Source organism: Pseudomonas sp. MDT2-39-1, assembly GCF_054898085.1.
In genome coordinates this window covers 464,624-483,323 of record NZ_CM142716.1, presented here as the reverse complement: position 1 = coordinate 483,323, position 18,700 = coordinate 464,624, and the positions used below count along the sequence as shown (strand labels likewise).

Here is an 18,700-nt window from a genome sequence, read left to right as displayed (position 1 = left end):
TACAGATTACCGATGTCTGTAGGAGCGAGGCTTGCCCGCGAAGGGGCCAGTACAGACAACACAAAACGCCATCCGGCCACCCCCGGACGCTTGCTTCAAACCACCCCTCGTTTCCCACCACGTCCTGATCGTGGCGGAGACGAACATCCTATAAATGATTCGAGGGGATTCACCATGTCTTTGCCAACATTGCTGCGTGCAGCATTCGCCGGTCTGGTACTGGCTTCATTCACCCTGTCGGCCTCGGCCGAAACCATCCGCATTGCCATCGGCACCCAGGACACCACGATCAACTGCGCCGCTGGCGGCCTGTTGATCCGCGAGCTCGGCCTGCTGGACAAATACTTGCCCCACGATGGCCAGTACAAGGACGCCAAATACGAAGTCGAGTGGAAGAACTTCACCAGCGGCGCGCCCCTGACCAATGAGATGGTCGCCGGCAAACTCGACTTCGGTGCCATGGCCGATTTTCCCGGTTCGTTCAACGGCGTGGCGTTCGAAACCGCGGGCAAGCACAGCCTGTTCATCAGCGTGCTCTCGGGCAGCATCAAGGGCAGCGGCAATGGCATCGTGGTGCCGAGTGCCTCGGGCGTGCAGTCATTGGCAGAGCTGAAGGGTAAGACCATTTCCGTGCCGTTCGCGTCCACCGCCCATGGCATGTTGTTGCGAGCCGTGGCCGCTCAAGGCTGGGACCCGCTGAAGGATGTGAACATCATCGCCCAGCCGCCAGAAGTCGCTGGCTCGGCATTGCAGGCCGGGAAAATCGACGCCCACGCCGACTTTGTGCCGTTCGCCGAACTGTTCCCGAGCCGTGGTTTCGCTCGCAAGATCTACGACGGTTCGCAGGCCAATGCACCGACCTTTCATGGTGCGTTGGTGGATCAGGCCTACGCGAAAAAGTACCCGGAAATCGTCGTCGCTTACCTGCGCGCAAGTATCGAAGCCAATCAACTGCTGACGGCCGAGCCAGAGAAATACAGTGAGCTGATTGCCAAGGTCACGGGCGTCGATGCCGAGGTCAATTACTTGTTTTACGGCCCGCTCGGTGTGCAAACCCGCGACCTGAGCTGGAAGCCGGAGTACCGCCAGGCCGTGGGCACGGCGATCGACACCCTCAAGCTGTTGAAGAAGGCTGATCGTGGGCTCGATCTCAATACCTTTATCGATGACCAGTACATCCGCGCCGCGTTCAAGGCCTCAAACCTGGATTACACCGCGCAACTGGCCAACTACGCACAGACACCGCTCAACGGCGTGGATGCGGCGAGCGGCAAAGCCATCACCGACTTCAGTCATGTGGCCGAGATCTGGGTGCGTGGCGAGCCTAAGGTCCGTCAGTACGCCTCGGCGGAGTCGGCATTCACTGCGTTGGCCAGCCTGAAGCAGCAAGGCAAAAACATCCGCGCCGTGTATGCCCAGGCGAGTGACAGCGGGATCAAATTGCTGGCGGATCAGGCGTGGTTTGCCAGTGATGCAAAGGGGCGCCTCAGTGCATTCCTGCTCAAAGGCCAGGCCCAACAATTCGCCACGGCCCAGGGCGGCAAAGTCCTCGACTTCACCGACGCCACCACCCAGGCCGTTGCCGTTCGCTAAACCCCAGACGCACTGATCCCTGTAGGAGCGAAGCTTGCTCGCGAAGGTGTGTCAGCCAAAATTGACTTAGCTGACACACCTTCGCGAGCAAGCTTCGCTCCTACAGGGTTCTCGGTTGAGAGGATGAATTGTGTTCGGATCATATTTACGCTGGACTCCAAGAGCCGCCTCGCTGCTGTTCTGCCTTCTATTTTGGCAACTCGCCGCCAGCCATCACTGGAACCTCGGTCTGGTGACCTTCGCCAGCGTCCCGACCCCGGTGGCCGTCATCGAAGCCGCACTCGGCCTCGGCGATTCCGGCAAGCTCGCCCAGCACCTCGTCAGCAGCCTCAACCGGGTCTTCGCCGGCTTTTTCCAGTTCGTCGAGGTCGACCACCTCATCTTCCATATTGGCCGAGACCATCTCCAGGCCGCCGAAAACCGCGTGGGAATGGCTGTCGATCAGGCCTGGCATCAGGGCTTTTCCGCCGAGGTCGACGACTTTGGTGCCTGAGTCGATCAGGGCCTTGATCTGCGCATCGCTGCCGACTTGCAGCACTTTGCCATCCTGTACCGCCAATGCCTGCACCTTCGGTTGGGCGCGGTCGGCGGTGAAAATCTTGCCATTGATCAGCACCAGATCGGCGGCTGCCATGGCTTCCATCGAGGCAAAACTGACTGCGACCATCAATAGATTCGGGATGAATCTTTTCATTGAATGTTTCCTTGTTATTGCGTCTGATGGCCAGATTAGTGGCTTGTCACGGCAAGCAGAACGCCTGGCTCACGAAAAACGTTTTTGCCTGAATGGAAAAAGAATGGACAAGTTGGGTGCATTGAAAATGTTCGTGGTCACGGCGCAACTGGGCAGTTTCAGCCGCGCCGCCGAGCAACTGGGCAAGACCCCGTCGGCCTTGACCAAAGCGGTCAATCACCTCGAAGCGGAACTCGGCGCCCGGTTGTTCGAGCGCAGCACCCGACGGATTTTGCTGACCGAATCGGGTCGTCTTTATCTGGAAACCGCGCGGCAGGTCTTGCAGCGGCTGGAGGAGGCCGGCGAGGAAATCGAGCAGTTGCAGCATGGCCTGCGCGGTAACCTGAAAATCACCGCGCCGCTGGCGTACGGGCAGGCTTTTCTCGATCAGGTGTGCGGCGGTTTTCTGGAGCAATACCCGCAGATCAACCTGCAAGTGGATTTGTGCGATGAGTTCGTCAATCTGCTGGAAAGCGGCTATGACCTGGCGTTGCGCGAGGGGCATGACGACTTGCCGGGGTTGATTGCTCGCGTCGTCGGCAGCAATCGCCTGGCGTTGTGCGCCAGCCCGGCGTATCTGGCGCGCAAGGGATTACCGGTCACGCCGCACACCCTCGATGACCACGAATGGCTGCTCTACCGGCATCCGTTGCTCAGCCGCGAATTCTGGTGGGCCGAGCGTGACGGGCAGCGTTTGAGCCTGGCGCAACCGCAGTCGCCACGGTTGCGCAGCGACAATTACGACCTGCTGCTGGACAACGCGTTGGCAGGACGTGGTTTGCTGCACACGCCGTTGTGGAGTGCCGCGCCGTATCTGGCGGATGGCCGGCTGGTGCGGGTGATGGCCGATTACGACATCGATCCGGACAGCTTCGGCTCGTACATTCTGGCGGTTTACCCCAGTCATCGACGGGCAACCGCCAAAGTGCTGGCTTTCATCGATTACATCGCAGGGTTTCTGGCGTCTCGTGGCTTGAGCTGACTGGCGGTCCTTGCCAGGAAAATGCCGAAAGAGTACAAATGTACTCCATGACGACTTTAACTCCCCGCCGTACCGCCATCCTGACCTTTATCCGTGATCGAATCGCGGAGCACGGTCAGTCTCCGAGCCTCGCTGAAATCAGCGAGGCGTTTGGTTTCGCCTCCCGCAGCGTGGCGCGCAAGCATGTGCTGGCGCTGACCGAGGCCGGTTTTATCGAGGTCAATGCGCATCAGGCCCGGGGCATTCGTTTGCTCGGGCAACCGGCGCGGCCCGAGTTGCTGGACATCCCGGTACTCGGTCGGGTCGCGGCGGGTTCGCCGATCAGTGCCGATGCCGAGGTGCACAGCCGCTTGCTGCTCGATCCGTCGATCTTCTCGCGGGTGCCGGACTACATGCTGCGGGTCCAGGGGGATTCGATGATCGAGGACGGCATTCTCGACGGCGATCTGGTGGGCGTGCACCGCAATCCCGAGGCGCTCAATGGCCAGATCGTCGTGGCGCGGCTCGACGGCGAAGTCACCATCAAGCGTTTCGAGCGGGTCGGCGACGTTGTCCGGTTGCTGCCACGCAACCCGGCCTATAAGCCGATCATCGTCGAGGCCAATCAGGACCTGGCCATCGAAGGGGTGTTCTGCGGTCTGGTGAGGCAAGGGTGATGGGCGCCGTCGTTGCGCTGGACACGCTGTTCAATGGCGGCCAGGTCTGGAAGGGCCGGCCTGCGCCACCGGCTGTCAGCCCGCAACCCACCGGGCATGCTGCGCTGGATGCGGCGTTGCCCACTGGCGGTTGGCCGGAAGCAGCGTTGACGGAAATCCTCCTGGCCGGGCAGGGCGTTGGCGAGTTGCAACTGGTGTGGCCGGCGCTGGCGCGGCTGTCGGCGGCGGGCGAACGTATCGTGCTGGTGGCGCCGCCTTACGTGCCGTATCCCCAGGCCTGGCAGAACGCCGGGGTTGATTTGCGCCAGTTGTCGATCATCCAGGCCAGCGAACGCGATGCACTGTGGGCAGCGGAACAATGCCTGCGTTCGGGCAGTTGCGGTGCGGTGCTGTGCTGGCCGCACAAGGCCGATGACCGTGCGCTGCGGCGCTTGCAGGTGGCGGCGGAAACCGGCTCGACCCTGGCGTTCGCCTACCGCTCGATCAACGAAGCCATCAACCCTTCGCCCGCGGCCTTGCGCATCGCCATCGATGTCAGGCCTGCACAGTTGCGCGTGCTCAAGTGTCGGGGCGGGTTGGCGCGTTCGGCGCCGATTGCCTTTCCCGTGGGGCATTGAGGTTGCCATGCGCTGGGTGTGCATTCTCTTCCCGCAATTGGCGCTGGACGCGGTACTGCGTCAGCGCCCCGATCCTGATGAGCCGTTGGCGCTGCTGACCGGCCCCGCGCAACGTCGGGTGCTGCAAGCCGTCAACGCTCCGGCGCGGGCGCTGGGCTTGCGTCCGGGCCAGTCGATGACCGCTGCGCAAGCCTTGAGCAAAGGCTTTGTCACGGCCGAATACGACGTCGCCGAGATCGAACACTGGCAGCAGTTCCTGGCGGCATGGGCCTATCGCTTCAGCTCTCAGGTCAGCGTGCATTACCCGCGTGCCGTGGTGTTTGAGATTGAATCGAGCCTGGGGTTGTTCGGGCCTTGGCCGCAGTTCGAGGCGCGGTTGCGCGCTGAGCTCGGTGAGCTGGGCTTTCGTCATAGGATCGTCGCCGCGCCCAACCCGGTGGCCGCGCGGGTGTTGGCCAACGTGTATGACGGTTTGGTGGTGCCGGACGATCAAGCCTTGCGCTATCACCTGGGGCAGTTGCCCGTCGACCGGGTTGCCCTGGAGCCGGCGGTGGCCACGGCGTTGTCGCGCATGGGGTTGCGCACCTTGAGTCAGGTGCAGGCGTTGCCGCGCAATAGCCTGGCGCGACGTTTCGAGGCACAGGTGCTCAAGCACCTGGATGCCTTGTTCGGTGAGCGGCGGCTGGCGCTGGCGTTCTACCTGCCGCCGGACCGGTTTGATGTGCGCATCGAACTCAATTTCGATGTGCAGTCCCATCAGGCGCTGCTGTTTCCATTACGGCGCTTGACCGGCGATCTGTCGGCATTCCTCTGCGGCCGGGACAGTGGCGTGCAGCGTTTCGACCTGCACCTGGAGCACGCCGGCTTGCCGGACACGGTGATCAAGGTCGGCCTGCTCAGCGCCGAGCGCGATCCGGCGATGCTCTTCGAACTGGCCCGGGGGCGGCTGGAACAGGTCCAGGTCGAGGCCCCGGTGCGCGGTTTTCGGCTGCGCGCCGAAGACCTGCCGAGCTTCGTCCCGCAGCGTCAGGAACTGTTCGACGACCGTCCGCAGCAGTCCTTGCCCTGGGAGCAACTGCGCGAACGCCTGCGTGCGCGGCTTGGAGATGAGGCGGTGCACGGCTTGCGCTTTCAGGCCGATCATCGGCCAGAGTGCGCGTGGCAGGCGCGGGCCGACAGTCAACTTTGCGCGGGGTTGGCGGGGGTGCAGCGTCCGGGTTGGTTGCTGACGGAGCCGCAGGCCGTACACGAAGGCTCGACGCGGATTCTCATGGGGCCGGAGCGCATCGAGTCCGGCTGGTGGGACGGCGACGACGTGCGCCGCGATTACTACCTGATCGAAACCCGTTCCGGTCAGCAGGGCTGGGCCTACCGTGCGGTGGGTGAGGGCGGCCCGCTGTGGCTGCAAGGCTGGTTCGCATGAGCGTCGAGTATGCGGAGCTGCACTGCCTGTCGAACTTCAGTTTCCAGCGCGGTGCTTCCAGTGCCCTCGAGCTGTTTCAGCGGGCGAAAAAGCACGGCTATCAAGCGCTGGCGATCACCGATGAATGCACATTGGCCGGCATCGTCCGTGCCTGGCAAGCGGCCAGGTCGGTGGAGCTGCCGCTGATCATCGGCAGCGAAATCCGCATCGAGGACGGTCCGAAACTGGTGCTGCTGGTGGAAAACCTTGAGGGTTACCAGACCCTTTGCCGGCTGATTACCCGGGCGCGGCGCCGTACACAGAAAGGTCAGTACCAGGTGCTGCGTGAGGACTTCAGCGAGCCGATGCCGGGGCTGTTGGCGTTGTGGGTGCCGGACACAGTCGATGATGTTGCAAGCGGTCACTGGCTGAAACAGACGTTCACCGATTGCCTGTGGCTGGCGGTGCAGTTGCATCGCGGTCAGGACGACACCCGGCGACTGGACGCACTGCTGACCCTGGCGCGGGAACTGCGGATTCCCGCGGTGGCCAATGGCGATGTGCACATGCACACCCGTGGGCGGCGCGCCTTGCAGGACACCATGACCGCGATCCGTCATCACCTGCCGGTGGCCGAGGCCGGGTTGCGGCTGCATCCGAACGGCGAGCGGCATGTGCGCAGCCTCGATGCCCTGCAATCGATCTACCCGCAAGCACTGCTCGATGAAACGCTAACCATTGCCCGGCGCTGCACTTTTGACCTCGGCCAGTTGCGTTACCAGTATCCCCGCGAGCTGGTGCCGGAAGGCCAGACGGCCACGTCCTGGCTGCGGCATCTGACTGACGAGGGGATCGCGTGGCGCTGGCCAGACGGTCCGCAAGCCAAGGTGCTGGTGCAGATCGATAAGGAGCTGGAGCTGATCGCCGAGCTGGGCTATGAAAGCTACTTCCTTACGGTTCACGACATTGTGCGGTTCGCCCGCGCGCAAGAAATCCTCTGTCAGGGCCGTGGTTCTGCCGCGAACTCGGCGGTGTGTTTTGCCTTGGGCATCACGGAAATCGACCCGGATCGCACCACGCTGTTGTTCGAACGCTTTCTCTCCAAAGAGCGCAATGAACCGCCGGACATCGATGTCGATTTCGAACACGAACGTCGCGAGGAAGTCTTGCAGTACGTGTTCCAGCGTTATGGCCGGACCCGCGCCGCGCTCACGGCGGTGGTCAGCACGTATCACGCCGCCGGCGCGGTGCGTGATGTGGCCAAGGCCTTGGGGTTGCCGCCGGATCAGATCAACGCCCTGGCCGATTGCTGTGGCCACTGGAGCGATGCAACACCCCCCGTGGAACGCCTGCTTGAAGGCGGGTTCGACCCCGAGAGCCCGGTGCTGCGGCGGGTGCTGAGTTTGACTGGACAACTGATCGGTTTCCCTCGCCACCTGTCCCAGCACCCCGGCGGTTTCGTGATTTCCGAGCAGCCGCTGGACAGTCTGGTGCCTGTGGAAAACGCCGCCATGGCCGAGCGCACCATCATTCAGTGGGACAAGGACGATCTCGACGCGGTGGGCCTGCTCAAGGTGGATATTTTGGCGTTGGGCATGCTCAGCGCGATCCGCCGCTGTTTTGATCTGCTACGCCGTCATCGCAATCAGGACTTGAGCCTGGCGACGATCCCGTCCGAAGACTCGTTAACCTACGACATGATCGGCCGTGCCGACACCATCGGCGTGTTCCAGATCGAGTCCCGGGCACAAATGTCGATGCTGCCCAGACTCAAGCCCCGCAAGTTCTACGACCTGGTGATTGAGGTGGCCATCGTCCGTCCGGGGCCGATTCAGGGCGGGATGGTGCACCCGTATCTGCGCCGCCGGAACAAGGAAGAGCCCGAAACCTATCCCTCGCCGGAACTGGAAGTCGTGCTCAAACGAACCCTGGGCGTGCCGCTGTTTCAGGAGCAGGTGATGCAGATTGCAATTGTCGCCGCCGACTACAGCCCCGGCGAGGCCGATCAGTTGCGTCGCTCCATGGCCGCCTGGAAACGCCACGGTGGACTGGAACCGCACAAGGATCGGCTGGCCGCCGGGATGAAGAAAAACGGCTACACGGCGGAGTTCGCCGCGCAGATCTTCGAACAGATCAAGGGCTTTGGCAGCTACGGTTTTCCCGAGTCCCACGCCGCCAGTTTCGCCTTGCTGACCTACGCCAGTTGCTGGTTGAAATGCCATGAGCCGGCGGCCTTCGCCTGTGCGCTGATCAACAGCTGGCCCATGGGTTTCTACAGCCCGGACCAGATTCTGCAGGACGCGCGCCGGCATCATTTGCAGATTCGCCCGGTGGACGTGCGCGCCAGTGACTGGGATTGCAGCCTGGAACCGATCACCGGTGCGCAGCCGGCGATTCGCATGGGGTTGCGGATGATCAAGGGCTTTCGCGAGGACGATGCCCGGCGCATCGAAGCGGCGAGGGCGAAGGGGGTATTTGTCGACATCGCCGACCTGGGCGAGCGCGCGCGACTCGATGCCCGTGCCCAGGAGCAACTGGCCGATGCCGGTGCGCTACGTGGCCTGGCCGGTGACCGTCATCGGGCGCGCTGGGAAGTGGCGGGGGTGCAGAAACAGCTCGGTTTGTTTGCCGGTCTGCCGAGTCAGGAAGAACCCGCGATCTATCTGCCCAAACCCACCGTGGGCGAGGACCTGCTGGCGGACTACAACAGTGTCGGCACCACCCTCGGTCCGCATCCGCTGGCGTTGCTGCGCGGTGAATTGAAAGCCCGACGCTGCCGCAGCTCGAAAGAACTGATGGAGGTCGAACACGGGCGACCGGTCAGCGTCGCGGGGCTGGTCACCGGTCGGCAACGGCCGGGCACTGCCAGCGGTGTGACCTTCGTCACCCTGGAAGACGAGTTCGGCAACGTCAACGTCATCGTCTGGCGCGACCTCGCCGACCGGCAACGCCAGGTATTGGTCGGCTCGCAATTGCTCAAGGTCGATGGCCGCTGGGAAAAAGAAGGCGAGGTGCGGCACCTGATTGCCGGACGGCTGAGCGACCTGAGCCCACTGCTGGACGGCATCAGCGTGCGCAGCCGCGATTTCCGCTGATCCCAATCACTGAACGCCACTGATCGTTCCCACGCGGAGCGGGAACGATCGCGGCAGCCAATGTATTGGCGCCAATAAAAATTAAACACTGTTCTCAGTGGTGGCACTTTGGCATAATGCCGGCCGCCGACGTCCCGCACGTCGATTGTCGATCTGATTCCCCTCGCTTTTTCGCCGCTGCAACCCGCAGCGGTTGGCTATGGCCGTGCCGGGATAAACCGTTTTTTCAGAAGGAATGCACAGTGAGAATGATCTCTCGGATGTTGGTATCGGCGGCAGCGATTGCCTTCTTGGGCGCAATGGCCGGGTGTGCCACCGAAAGCTCGCGCGCCTTGCCGATTGCAAAAGTCGAAAGCGCCAGCGTGGTTTACAACGGTGTTCGTGTACCCATGGCCGTCGGCAAGTTCGACAACCGTTCGAGCTACATGCGCGGGATCTTCTCCGACGGCGTGGATCGCCTCGGCGGTCAGGCCAAGACCATCCTGATCACTCACTTGCAGCAGACCAACCGCTTCAGCGTGCTGGACCGCGACAACATGGGCGAGATCCAGCAAGAAGCCGCGATCAAGGGCCAGTCCCAGCGCCTCAAGGGTGCTGATTTTGTGGTGACCGGTGACGTCACCGAGTTCGGCCGCAAAGAGACCGGCGATCATCAGCTGTTCGGCATTCTCGGTCGCGGCAAGACCCAGGTGGCCTACGCCAAGGTCAACCTGAACATTGTCAACATCAGCACGTCCGAAGTGGTTTATTCGACTCAGGGTGCGGGCGAGTACGCCTTGTCCAACCGTGAAGTCATCGGCTTCGGCGGCACCGCTGCCTACGATTCGACCCTCAACGGCAAGGTGCTCGACCTGGCCATGCGCGAGGCGATCAATCGCCTGGTGGACGGGATGAACGCCGGGGCATGGAAACCGGGTAACTGATCAAGGTTGATGACAAGGAGCGGTACAAGCATGTTCAAGACTTATGTGTCGTGGGCGCTGATGGCGTCGACATTGCTGGTCAGCGGTCTGTTGGCCGGTTGCGCCGGCCCGAAAACCCTTTACCAGTGGGAAAGCTACCAGCCTGAGGTCTACGAGTACTTCAAGGGTGAAGAACCCAAGGAAGCTCAGGCCGAAGCGTTGGAACGCGACCTGCAGAAGATCAAGTCCACCGGCAAGACACCGCCGCCTGGCTACCACGCTCACCTGGGTCTGTTGTATCTGAGCATGGGCAAGGACGATCAGATGGTGCAGCAGTTCAGGACCGAGAAAACCCTGTTTCCCGAGTCGACGCCGTACATGGATTTTCTGCTTAAAAACGCCAAGACCGGAGACACCCAATGATCGCGCGCTCATTGAAACTGATGGCCGGGCTGCTGGCGCTGGCCGTGCTCGGTGGCTGCGTCAGCCCCAAGACCGTGGACTATTCGGCGTACAAGCAAGCCCGTCCGAAAACCATTCTGGTGCTGCCGCCGCTGAATAACTCGCCGGACGTCAAGGCGTCCTACAGCATGTTGTCACAGGTCACGTACCCGCTGGCGGAAGCCGGTTACTACGTGCTGCCGATCACCCTGGTCGATGAGACATTCCGCCAGAACGGCCTGACCACACCGGCGGACATTCACCAGGCACCGGCCAACAAGCTGCAGGAAATCTTCGGTGCCGATGCGGCGCTGTACATCACCGTGACGGACTACGGCACTCGCTACATGATCATCAGCAGTGAAACCGTGGTGACTGCCACCGCGAAACTGGTGGACCTCAAGAGCGGCACCACCCTGTGGACCGGCTCGGCCCGGGCTTCGAGCGAAGAGGGCGGCAACAACGGTGGCGGTGGTTTGGTGGGTATGCTGATTACGGCAGCGGTCAAGCAAGTGATCAACAGCTCCACCGACGCCGGCCACCCGATTGCCGGCGTGACCAGTGCGCGACTGCTGTCGGCTGGGCAGCCCGCGGGCCTGCTGTACGGACCGCGTTCGCCGAAATACGGTACTGACTGAACCCAGTGAGATCGTTCCCACGCTCCGCGTGGGAATGCATCCCCGGACGCTCCGCGTCCGCTGTTGGGACGCAGAGCGTCCCTTGCTGCATTCCCACGCAGAGCGTGGGAACGATCAGCCAGGGAAGGATCATTTGACCTCAGGCCAAAACCGCTCCCCACCCCCAGGCGCATCCGTCCACGCCTGCAACGACCGCGTCGGCAAATCAAAATAATCCCGGGTTCGCGCATAGCCATGCCCACCCATGCGCCCAATGGCATCCAGCCCCAGCTGATCGATGTACAAGGTTTTCGGGTCGATCAATTCGTCCCGCACATGCGCCATCAACACTTCCCCAAAGATAATCTCCCGCGACTGCCCGATGGACAGCGCCATCATCCGCCGACATTCCAACGCCACCGGCGCCTCGCCGATACGCGGGCATTTGACCGTGGTGCCGGCAATTGCAGTAAGTCCCGCCGCCGTCAACTCATCGAACCCGGGAGCGAAGGGCACCGCACACACATTCATCGCCTCCACCAGCGCATCGCTGACGATGTTGACGGTGAATTCCTGATTGAGCTGGATGTTGCGAGTCGTGTCCTTGGGGCTTTGATCGCCGTAGTTCTCCACGCCCAGCGCGAGGATCGGCGGGTCGGCGGACAGCGCGTTGAAGAAGCTGAACGGCGCGGCATTGATCCGGCCCTCGCCATCAATCGTAGTGACGAGCGCAATCGGTCGAGGCACGACGCTGCCGATCAGAATCTTGTATTTATCCCGGGCACTCAATGTGCTGAAGTCGAAGCTTTGCATAGGCAGACATCTCTAAAGAAGGGGATCGATTGCGCTCAGCGGCGCGTGTGCGCTGTAGTCGTCGGCGAACGGAATGGCCGGTTTGAACAGGGTTTTCCAGTCCGGTTGACCAAAGGCCCGGTCGCTGTGGCTGCGCATCAGTTTTTCGAATTGTTGTTGGGCCTGGCGTTGCAGGGCGGGGTAATCGATGCCTTGAACCTGACCGTCCTGCATGACGCAGCGGCCGTTGATGTAACTGGCGATGCAGTCGTCACCGCGACCGGCCAGCACCAGGTTTTTCAGCGGATCGAACAACGGTCCCAGGTGCAAGCCGCGAAGGCTGAACACCGTGATGTCAGCCTTGGCCCCGGTTGCCAGGCGGCCAAGATCGTCGCGGCCCAAGGCGTTGGCGCCGCCGAGCGTGGCGGCGTTGTACATATCCAGCGTGCTGGTCAGAGCGCTGCCGCCTTCCTTCAAACGTGCGATGTTCAAGCCTTGGCGCATGTTCTCCAGCAAGTCCGCCGGCCAGGTGTCGGTGCCCAACGCGAAGTTGATGCCCTTGGCCCGATAACGACCAAAGGAATTCAGCGCCTCACCGTCGCGGGCAAACACCACCGGGCAATGCACCAGACTGGCGCCGCCATCCACCAGACGTTGCAGATCGTCATCGCCTGAGGTGTAGAGGCCGTGGGGGAGCAGGCTGCGCGGGGTCAGCAGGTCCAGTTGCTGCAACCAGCGCAGCGGCGACACACCGCGCAGTTGCTCGACGATCGCCACTTCACCCAGCCCTTGGCAGCAATGCAGACGCATCGGCGCGTTCAGTTCGCGACTCAGCGCGGCGGTGCGTTGCAGCAGTGCCGGGGTGCACGTCTGGATGCGATCCGGCAACAACGCGCCACGAATCAAACCCTTGTGCGTACCCTCGAAATCATGGAAAAACCGCACAGCCGCATCCAGCCCGGCCATTCCCCGCGCTTCATCCCAGTGATGCCCGAGGGTGCCATCGGCACGCCAATAACTCATGCCGCTCATATAGCAGGGGCCGAGGTAAGTCCGCAGCCCCAACTCGGTAGCCACACCCGCCACGGCAGCAAATTCGTCGTAGGTCTCGGCCCACTCGCGGTAATACATCGAGGTGATCGGCATGGCGGTGGTGATGCCGTTGCGGATCAGTTGAGTGAAGGCGTAGCGGTATTTGAAGACTTCTTCGTCGGGGTTGAAGCTCTCGCGCGGACCCGCCGCCAGAGAGTCCTCGGACCACATCCGACCCATGTCGCGTTCATCGCCGTTGTCCAGCGTCAGCACCGTGGAGTCCAGGTCCCCGAGTGCATCCAGGTCGATGAAACCCGGGCCGATCAGCGCGTTGCCATAGTCGACCCACTGATCCACCGGCCCCGCATAATCACGCCCGACAAACACAATGCGCGAGCCTTCGAACACCACTTCACCGTCGCGCCACAGCACGTGCTGCGTGCCGTCGAAGCCGACCACGCAACTGGCTTTCAGGCCGATGCGTTTCACAAGCGGCTGTCCAGTAGACGGCCGCCCGTAGCGATCAACTCACCACCGCGATAAACCTCGCGCACGGGTCGTGAGACCACAGCTTCACCCAGCGTCTGCACCGGCATTAGCAGGAAGTCCGCAGGCTGGCCGATGTCCAGGCCATAACCTTCACGGCCCAGCGCCCGAGCACCATTCACCGTGGCCGCTTCGAACGCTGCCGCCAGTTCATCGTCCTTGTTCAAATCAAAGCGGAACGCCAACAGCATCGCCCGTTCCAGCATGTCGCCGTTGCCCATCGGAGACCAGGCATCGCGAATGCCGTCCGAACCCAGGCACACATTTACCCCTGCCTCGCGCAACGCGAGGAACGGCGGCACCGCGCAATCGGCGGGCGCCGAGCTCATCAGCGAAATCCTCAATGCCGCCAAGCGTTCGGCCACCGGTTTCACTTGATTCCACGGCAACATCCCCAGGCAGTACGCGTGACTGATCATCACCCGACCCTGCCGCCCGAAGCGCTCTGTGTAGTCAGCGATCAACGCGACTTGCCACAGGCCCAGTTCGCCTTTGTCGTGCAGGTGAATGTCGACGCCCCGGTCGAATTCGCTGGCCAGTTTGAAGACGAAGTCGAGTTGCGCGACCGGGTCGTTGTCGATGCCGCACGGGTCGAGGCCGCCGACGTTTTCCACGCCCAGCGCCATGGCTTCACGCATCAGTTCGGCGGTGCCGGGACGGCTGATCAGGCCGGTTTGCGGGAACACCACCAGTTGCAGGTCGATCAGGTCACGGTAGGTGTCGCGCAGTTGTTGCATGGCCTCGACATGGCGCAGGCCGAATTCCGGGTCGATGTCGACGTGGCAACGCATCGTCAGCGAGCCCCGGGCGATGCAGTTTTCCAGCAGCGCGCCAGCCCGTTGGGCGATGGGCGCGTCGACTTCACGCAGCACGCGGCGCTCGTTGGCGATGTAATCCTTGAGCGTCGGCCCGGCGCTGTTCGCACGCCAGGGTTGGCCCCAGAGGGTTTTGTCGAGGTGGACATGGCTTTCGACCAGGGCAGCGGTGAGGAGCTGGTTTTGGCCGTCGATGTCGGTGGCGGTGAGGACCGCCGTCGATGCCGGGCGGTGTTGCTTGAACAGGCCGTTTTCGATCAGCAGGTCTTTGGCGGTTGAACCGTAGGGCCGCACATTGCGCAGCCAGCGGGGTTGGGTCATATCAAGCCTCAAATTGGGTGGTGTATTCGCTGGTCTCTTCGCGGGCAAGCCTCGCTCCTACAGTTCGTTGTCGATCATAACGTTGTTATTCAACGCGAATCCCGTAGGAGCGAGGCTTGCCCGCGAAGGCCGCGACTCGGTCTCAAGTCAGCCAATCAGCCCTTAAGCTTCGACCAAACCCGATCCTGCAACTCCCGCGCCTTGTTGCTGCACTCTTTCTCCGGGCGCAGGCGCGAGGCGAATTCGTCGGGCATGTTGATGGCGTCCATGACTTTCCACTTGGCGTCGAGCAGCTTGTCGCTCTGGATGCCGTTGGCGTAGGCAATCGCGTTGGACACGGCGGCGGCGTTTTCCGGTTTCATCATCCAGTCGATGAAGATCTTCGCGTTGCCGGGGTGCGGCGCGCTTTTCGGCACGGCGAAGTTGTCCTGGAACATCGCCAGGCCTTCACGCGGATAGACGTACTTGATGGTGCTCTTCTGCAACGTGGCGCGTGCGGTCGAGCCGTTCCAGTTCTGCATCATGATCACCTCGCCGGAGGCCATGCGGTCGACGGTGTTGTCCGAGCTGTACATCTTCAGGAACGGCTTCTGTTTTTGCAGCAGCTCCAGAATTCGCTTGGCGTCCTGCGGGTTTTCGCTACATTCATCGACGTTCAGGTAGTGGCTGGCGGCGTTGATCACGCTGCTGGAGGTGTCGAGGGCGGCGAGTTGACCTTGCAGTTCCTTGCGCGGCTCGAAGAACTCTTTCCACGAGTCATCGAGTTTGCCGCCGGGCACGCGCGCGCTGTCATAGGAGAACCCGGTGGTGCCCCACAAGTACGGCGCGGAGAACTTGCGGCCTGGGTCGAAGCTCGGGTCGCGGAACGCCGGTTTGACGTATTGGAAGTTGGGCAGGGTGGCTGCGTCGATTTGCAGCAGCAAGTTCTGGTTGATCAAGGTGCGCATGATCGACTGCGACGGCACAATCACGTCATACGCCGCGCCGCCGGCCTGCAACTTGGCCAGCAGGGTTTCGTTGCTGTCGTAGCCGTCCATGGTGACCTTGATCCCGGTCTCCTTTTCGAACTTGGCCAGCAGGTCGACCGGGTAGTAGTCGGTCCAGTTGTAGAAGAACAATTGTTTGGGTTCGGCGGCCTGGACGCTGAGGGCGGTGAAGCAGCTCAGGGCCAGACCGGTGACGGCGAAACACAGGTTTTTCATTTTCATGTTTTTGTGCGCTCCAGGATTATTGGTTTTTGCCGCGCTGTCCCAGCCAGAAGGCCAGCACCACCAGCACGATGGAAATCAACAGCATCAGGGTCGAGATCGCGTTGATCTCCGGTGTCACGCCGGCCTTGATCGCCGAGAAGATGTACACCGGCAAGGTGGTTGAACCCGGCCCGGCGACAAAAAACGTCATGATGAAATCGTCGAGGCTGACCACGAACGCCAGCACCGAGCCGGACAGCACCGCCGGCCACAACAGCGGCAACGTCACCCGGCGAAACACCTGCCACGGGTTGGCGTACAGATCGTTCGCCGCCTCCAGCAGGCTCTTGTCCAGATCGTTCAAGCGAGCGCGGATCGGCAGGTAGGCGAAGGGAATGCAAAAGCCGATGTGCGCGACGATCACCGTCAGCAATCCGAGCTTGATCCCCAGCGCCATGAACAGCAGCAGGGTGGCCACGGCGGTGACGATCTCCGGCAGGATCAGCGGCAGGTTGATCCCTCCCTCGACGATCTTCTGTCCATAGAACGGCCGGTACGTCGCCAGCGCCGCGAGCAGCGCAATCGCCGTGGCGCAGACCGTGGCGATGCTGGCGACGATGATCGAATTCAACGCCGCGGTCTGGATCGACGGGTTGGCCAGAATCCGTCCGTACCAGGCGAAGGAGAACTCGGTCCACACTGTCGCCGAGCGGTTGGCGTTGAAGCTGTAGGCGATCAGGACAAAGATCGGCACGTACAGATAGGCCAGGATCAGCAGGCTGACTTCGCGGGTCAGTGGCAGTTTTTTCAGGTGCAGGGCGATCATGCGGTGGCTCCCCGACGTAGGGTTTTGGCGGCGCTGCGGCTGTAGAGCGCGTAGCCCACCAGCGACAGCAGCAGAATCCCCAGTAACAGGAACGACAGCGAACTGCCCAGCGGCCAGTTGCGCGCGGTGCCGAACTGTTGCTGGATCAGGTTGCCGATCATCAGCGTCTTGCCACCGCCGAGAATCGCCGGGGTAATGAAGGCGCCGAGGCTCGGCACAAACACCAGCAGCGCACCGGCAATCACTCCCGGCATCGACAGCGGCAGGATGATCCGCTTCAGCGCGTGCCAGCGATTGGCACCCAGGTCGTAGGCGGCCTCCACCAGGCGCCAGTCGAGTTTCTCCAGGGTCGAGTAGATCGGCAAAATCATGAACGGCAGGAAGCTGTAGACCAGCCCGACGCTGACCGCGAAGTCGTTGTAGAGCAGGGTGATGCCGCCAGCCTGGGGGAACATTGCGTTGAGGCTTTGCGCAACCCAGCCGTGCTCGCGCAGGATGATCAGCCACGCGTAGTTGCGGATCAGCAGGTTGGTCCAGAACGGAATGGTGATCAGCAAGACCATGAGGTTGCGCCGACGCGGGGTCAGGCTCGACATCCACAACGCCACCGGAAAGCCGAACAGGAAACACAACACGGTGGTGCCACCGGCCTGGAACACCGAGCGCAACAACGCTTGGGCGTAGACCCAGTTCAGTTCCAGTTCACCGTCGAAACCTTCCTGGAAAAACAGTTGCACGTAGCTTTGCAATTGCCAGTCGGCCTGCCAGTCGACGCCGCCATACACGTTGCGCGGCAACAGGCTGATGTAGCCCATGATGCCCAGCGGAATGGCAATCAGCGCCAGCAAAGTCAAAACCACCGGGCTGAGCAATAGCGCACGGTTAAGGGCGGGAGAAGTGCTGCTGACGCTCATCTCAAGCCTCCATCAACAGGCAGGCGTGGGGCGGCAGGTTGACCGCGACGCGATCACCGACCACCCGGCCGCGGTTCAGGCCTTCGTTGTTCTCGCGCAGCATGACTTTGATGTCGTTGTTCAAGCGGCATTGGTAAAGGGTCGCGGTGCCGACATACAACACCGCTTCAATCACGCCGCGCAGGTGATGCGGTTGCGTAGGGTCGACCAGTTGCGAACGCTCCGGACGGAAGGCCAATTGCACGGCCGCGCCGTCGAAGCCTTGGGCCGGGCAGGGGATTTCCACCGGCATGCCGTTGGGCACGAAGAGCTTTTCGTTCTGCTGACCGCGCTTGAGATGGCCGGGGAGAAAGTTGATGTCGCCGATGAACTGGGCGACGAACTGATGCTGCGGGCGTTCGTAAATGTCATTGGGTGTGCCGATCTGCAGGATCTTGCCGGCGGACATCACGGCAATGCGGTCGGAGAGCGTCAGCGCTTCTTCCTGATCGTGGGTCACGAAAATGAAGGTGATCCCGGCTTCCTTCTGCACGCGCTTGAGTTCGACCTGCATTTCCTTGCGCAACTTAAGGTCCAGCGCCGACAGCGGTTCATCCAGCAACAGCACTTTGGGTTTCGGTGCCAGGGCCCGGGCCAGGGCCACGCGTTGCTGCTGACCGCCGGACAATTCCGCCGGTTTGCGCTTGGCCAGGTGTTGCATTTGCACCAGCGCCAGCATCTCATGGACGCGCTGCGCAATTTGCTTGCTATCAAGACCCTGCATCTCGAGGCCGAAGGCGATATTCTGCGCGACACTCATGTGCGGAAACAGCGCGTAGCTCTGGAAGACGGTGTTGACCCGACGCTTGAACGGCGGCAAGTCATTGACCGGTTCGCCGGCGAGACGTATCTCGCCTTCGCTGACATGCTCGAAGCCGGCGATGGTGCGCAGGAGGGTGGTTTTGCCGCAGCCGGAAGGGCCGAGCAGGGTGAAGAATTCGTTATCGGCAATGTCGACTGAAACGTTGTCGAGGGCTGGAGCCAGCCCCGGATCGTCGGAATACCGCTTAAAGACGTTACGCACTTCGATAGCTATTGGTTGACCCATAATGGTGCAATCCTCTAATTATTGTATGCAATATCTGGATGCAATCTACAAATAACCGGATTATTCTGCTCGTGCAACCCCCTTTTTCCAATGGCTGCTCACCGCCAGGGGCCGGTTGTTTAGCGCTAAAGGAGTGTTG

Annotated in this window: 16 protein-coding genes and 2 pseudogenes; 10 read left to right on the top strand and 8 right to left on the bottom strand. The window is 61.9% G+C overall.

The genetic code is table 11. From position 1 onward, the window contains the following. The first annotated feature begins 174 nt into the window (after positions 1-174). Both ACYZTM_RS02395 and ACYZTM_RS02390 read left to right on the top strand, forming a co-directional pair. Positions 175-1,593, top strand: coding sequence for an ABC transporter substrate-binding protein (locus tag ACYZTM_RS02395; RefSeq protein ID WP_165557470.1), 1,419 nt, complete (start codon positions 175-177; stop codon positions 1,591-1,593). A 130-nt stretch (positions 1,594-1,723) separates the two neighbouring features. Next, positions 1,724-1,945, top strand: a pseudogene (locus ACYZTM_RS02390) (ABC transporter permease); the annotation flags it as partial. On the opposite strand, the pseudogene ACYZTM_RS02385 reads toward ACYZTM_RS02390, so the two are convergent. Further along, positions 1,943-2,287 (bottom strand): annotated as a pseudogene (locus tag ACYZTM_RS02385) (amidohydrolase family protein); the annotation flags it as partial. The pseudogenes ACYZTM_RS02390 and ACYZTM_RS02385 overlap by 3 nt on opposite strands. Before the next feature lie 103 nt (positions 2,288-2,390). Here ACYZTM_RS02385 and ACYZTM_RS02380 point away from each other — a divergent pair. The 8 genes from ACYZTM_RS02380 to ACYZTM_RS02345 all read left to right on the top strand — a co-directional run bounded on the left by ACYZTM_RS02380 (position 2,391) and on the right by ACYZTM_RS02345 (position 11,059). Then, positions 2,391-3,308, top strand: a complete 918-nt coding sequence (locus ACYZTM_RS02380; RefSeq protein WP_461986793.1) for a LysR family transcriptional regulator — start codon at positions 2,391-2,393, stop codon at positions 3,306-3,308. 38 nt (positions 3,309-3,346) lie between these two features. Then, positions 3,347-3,964, top strand: coding sequence for a transcriptional repressor LexA (gene lexA / locus ACYZTM_RS02375; RefSeq protein ID WP_461986791.1), 618 nt, complete (start codon positions 3,347-3,349; stop codon positions 3,962-3,964). After that, complete coding sequence (imuA, locus tag ACYZTM_RS02370; protein WP_461986789.1) at positions 3,964-4,581, top strand: translesion DNA synthesis-associated protein ImuA; 618 nt, start codon at positions 3,964-3,966, stop codon at positions 4,579-4,581. Before lexA ends, imuA begins: the two co-directional genes overlap by 1 nt. 7 nt (positions 4,582-4,588) lie before the next feature. Further along, positions 4,589-6,004 (top strand): Y-family DNA polymerase, encoded by a 1,416-nt coding sequence (locus tag ACYZTM_RS02365; protein WP_461986787.1) that lies wholly within the window; start codon positions 4,589-4,591, stop codon positions 6,002-6,004. Then, entirely contained in the window at positions 5,980-9,078 is a 3,099-nt protein-coding gene (locus ACYZTM_RS02360) for an error-prone DNA polymerase (protein WP_461986785.1), read from the top strand. The genes ACYZTM_RS02365 and ACYZTM_RS02360 overlap by 25 nt, the downstream gene beginning before the upstream one ends. A 248-nt stretch (positions 9,079-9,326) precedes the next feature. Continuing rightward, complete coding sequence (locus ACYZTM_RS02355; protein WP_461989095.1) at positions 9,327-10,001, top strand: CsgG/HfaB family protein; 675 nt, start codon at positions 9,327-9,329, stop codon at positions 9,999-10,001. Positions 10,002-10,061: 60 nt separating this feature from the next. Beyond that, positions 10,062-10,403 (top strand): DUF4810 domain-containing protein, encoded by a 342-nt coding sequence (locus ACYZTM_RS02350; RefSeq protein ID WP_370654478.1) that lies wholly within the window; start codon positions 10,062-10,064, stop codon positions 10,401-10,403. Next, positions 10,400-11,059: a DUF799 domain-containing protein gene (locus tag ACYZTM_RS02345; RefSeq protein ID WP_131061502.1), complete on the top strand. Its 660-nt coding sequence runs from the start codon at positions 10,400-10,402 to the stop codon at positions 11,057-11,059. The genes ACYZTM_RS02350 and ACYZTM_RS02345 overlap by 4 nt, the downstream gene beginning before the upstream one ends. A gap of 129 nt (positions 11,060-11,188) precedes the next feature. Here ACYZTM_RS02345 and ACYZTM_RS02340 read toward each other — a convergent pair whose 3' ends face one another. The 7 genes from ACYZTM_RS02340 to ACYZTM_RS02310 form a co-directional block, all read right to left on the bottom strand. After that, a complete protein-coding gene (locus ACYZTM_RS02340; protein WP_131061504.1) occupies positions 11,189-11,851 on the bottom strand; it encodes a flavin reductase family protein in 663 nt (220 codons plus the stop codon). Positions 11,852-11,863: 12 nt separating this feature from the next. Continuing rightward, on the bottom strand, positions 11,864-13,351 hold the full coding sequence (locus tag ACYZTM_RS02335; RefSeq protein ID WP_461986782.1) for an amidohydrolase family protein: 1,488 nt from the start codon (positions 13,349-13,351) through the stop codon (positions 11,864-11,866). Beyond that, positions 13,348-14,544 (bottom strand): amidohydrolase family protein, encoded by a 1,197-nt coding sequence (locus ACYZTM_RS02330; protein ID WP_461986780.1) that lies wholly within the window; start codon positions 14,542-14,544, stop codon positions 13,348-13,350. The genes ACYZTM_RS02335 and ACYZTM_RS02330 overlap by 4 nt, the downstream gene beginning before the upstream one ends. A gap of 155 nt (positions 14,545-14,699) precedes the next feature. Further along, positions 14,700-15,752 carry an extracellular solute-binding protein gene (locus ACYZTM_RS02325; protein WP_131061507.1) on the bottom strand — a complete coding sequence of 351 codons (1,053 nt, stop codon included), beginning with the start codon at positions 15,750-15,752 and terminating at the stop codon, positions 14,700-14,702. Positions 15,753-15,771: 19 nt separating this feature from the next. Then, a complete protein-coding gene (locus ACYZTM_RS02320; RefSeq protein WP_131061508.1) occupies positions 15,772-16,560 on the bottom strand; it encodes an ABC transporter permease in 789 nt (262 codons plus the stop codon). Then, entirely contained in the window at positions 16,557-17,474 is a 918-nt protein-coding gene (locus tag ACYZTM_RS02315) for an ABC transporter permease (protein ID WP_131061509.1), read from the bottom strand. Before ACYZTM_RS02315 ends, ACYZTM_RS02320 begins: the two co-directional genes overlap by 4 nt. A 1-nt stretch (position 17,475) precedes the next feature. Then, positions 17,476-18,561 (bottom strand): ABC transporter ATP-binding protein, encoded by a 1,086-nt coding sequence (locus ACYZTM_RS02310; RefSeq protein ID WP_131061510.1) that lies wholly within the window; start codon positions 18,559-18,561, stop codon positions 17,476-17,478. Positions 18,562-18,700 lie beyond the last annotated feature (139 nt).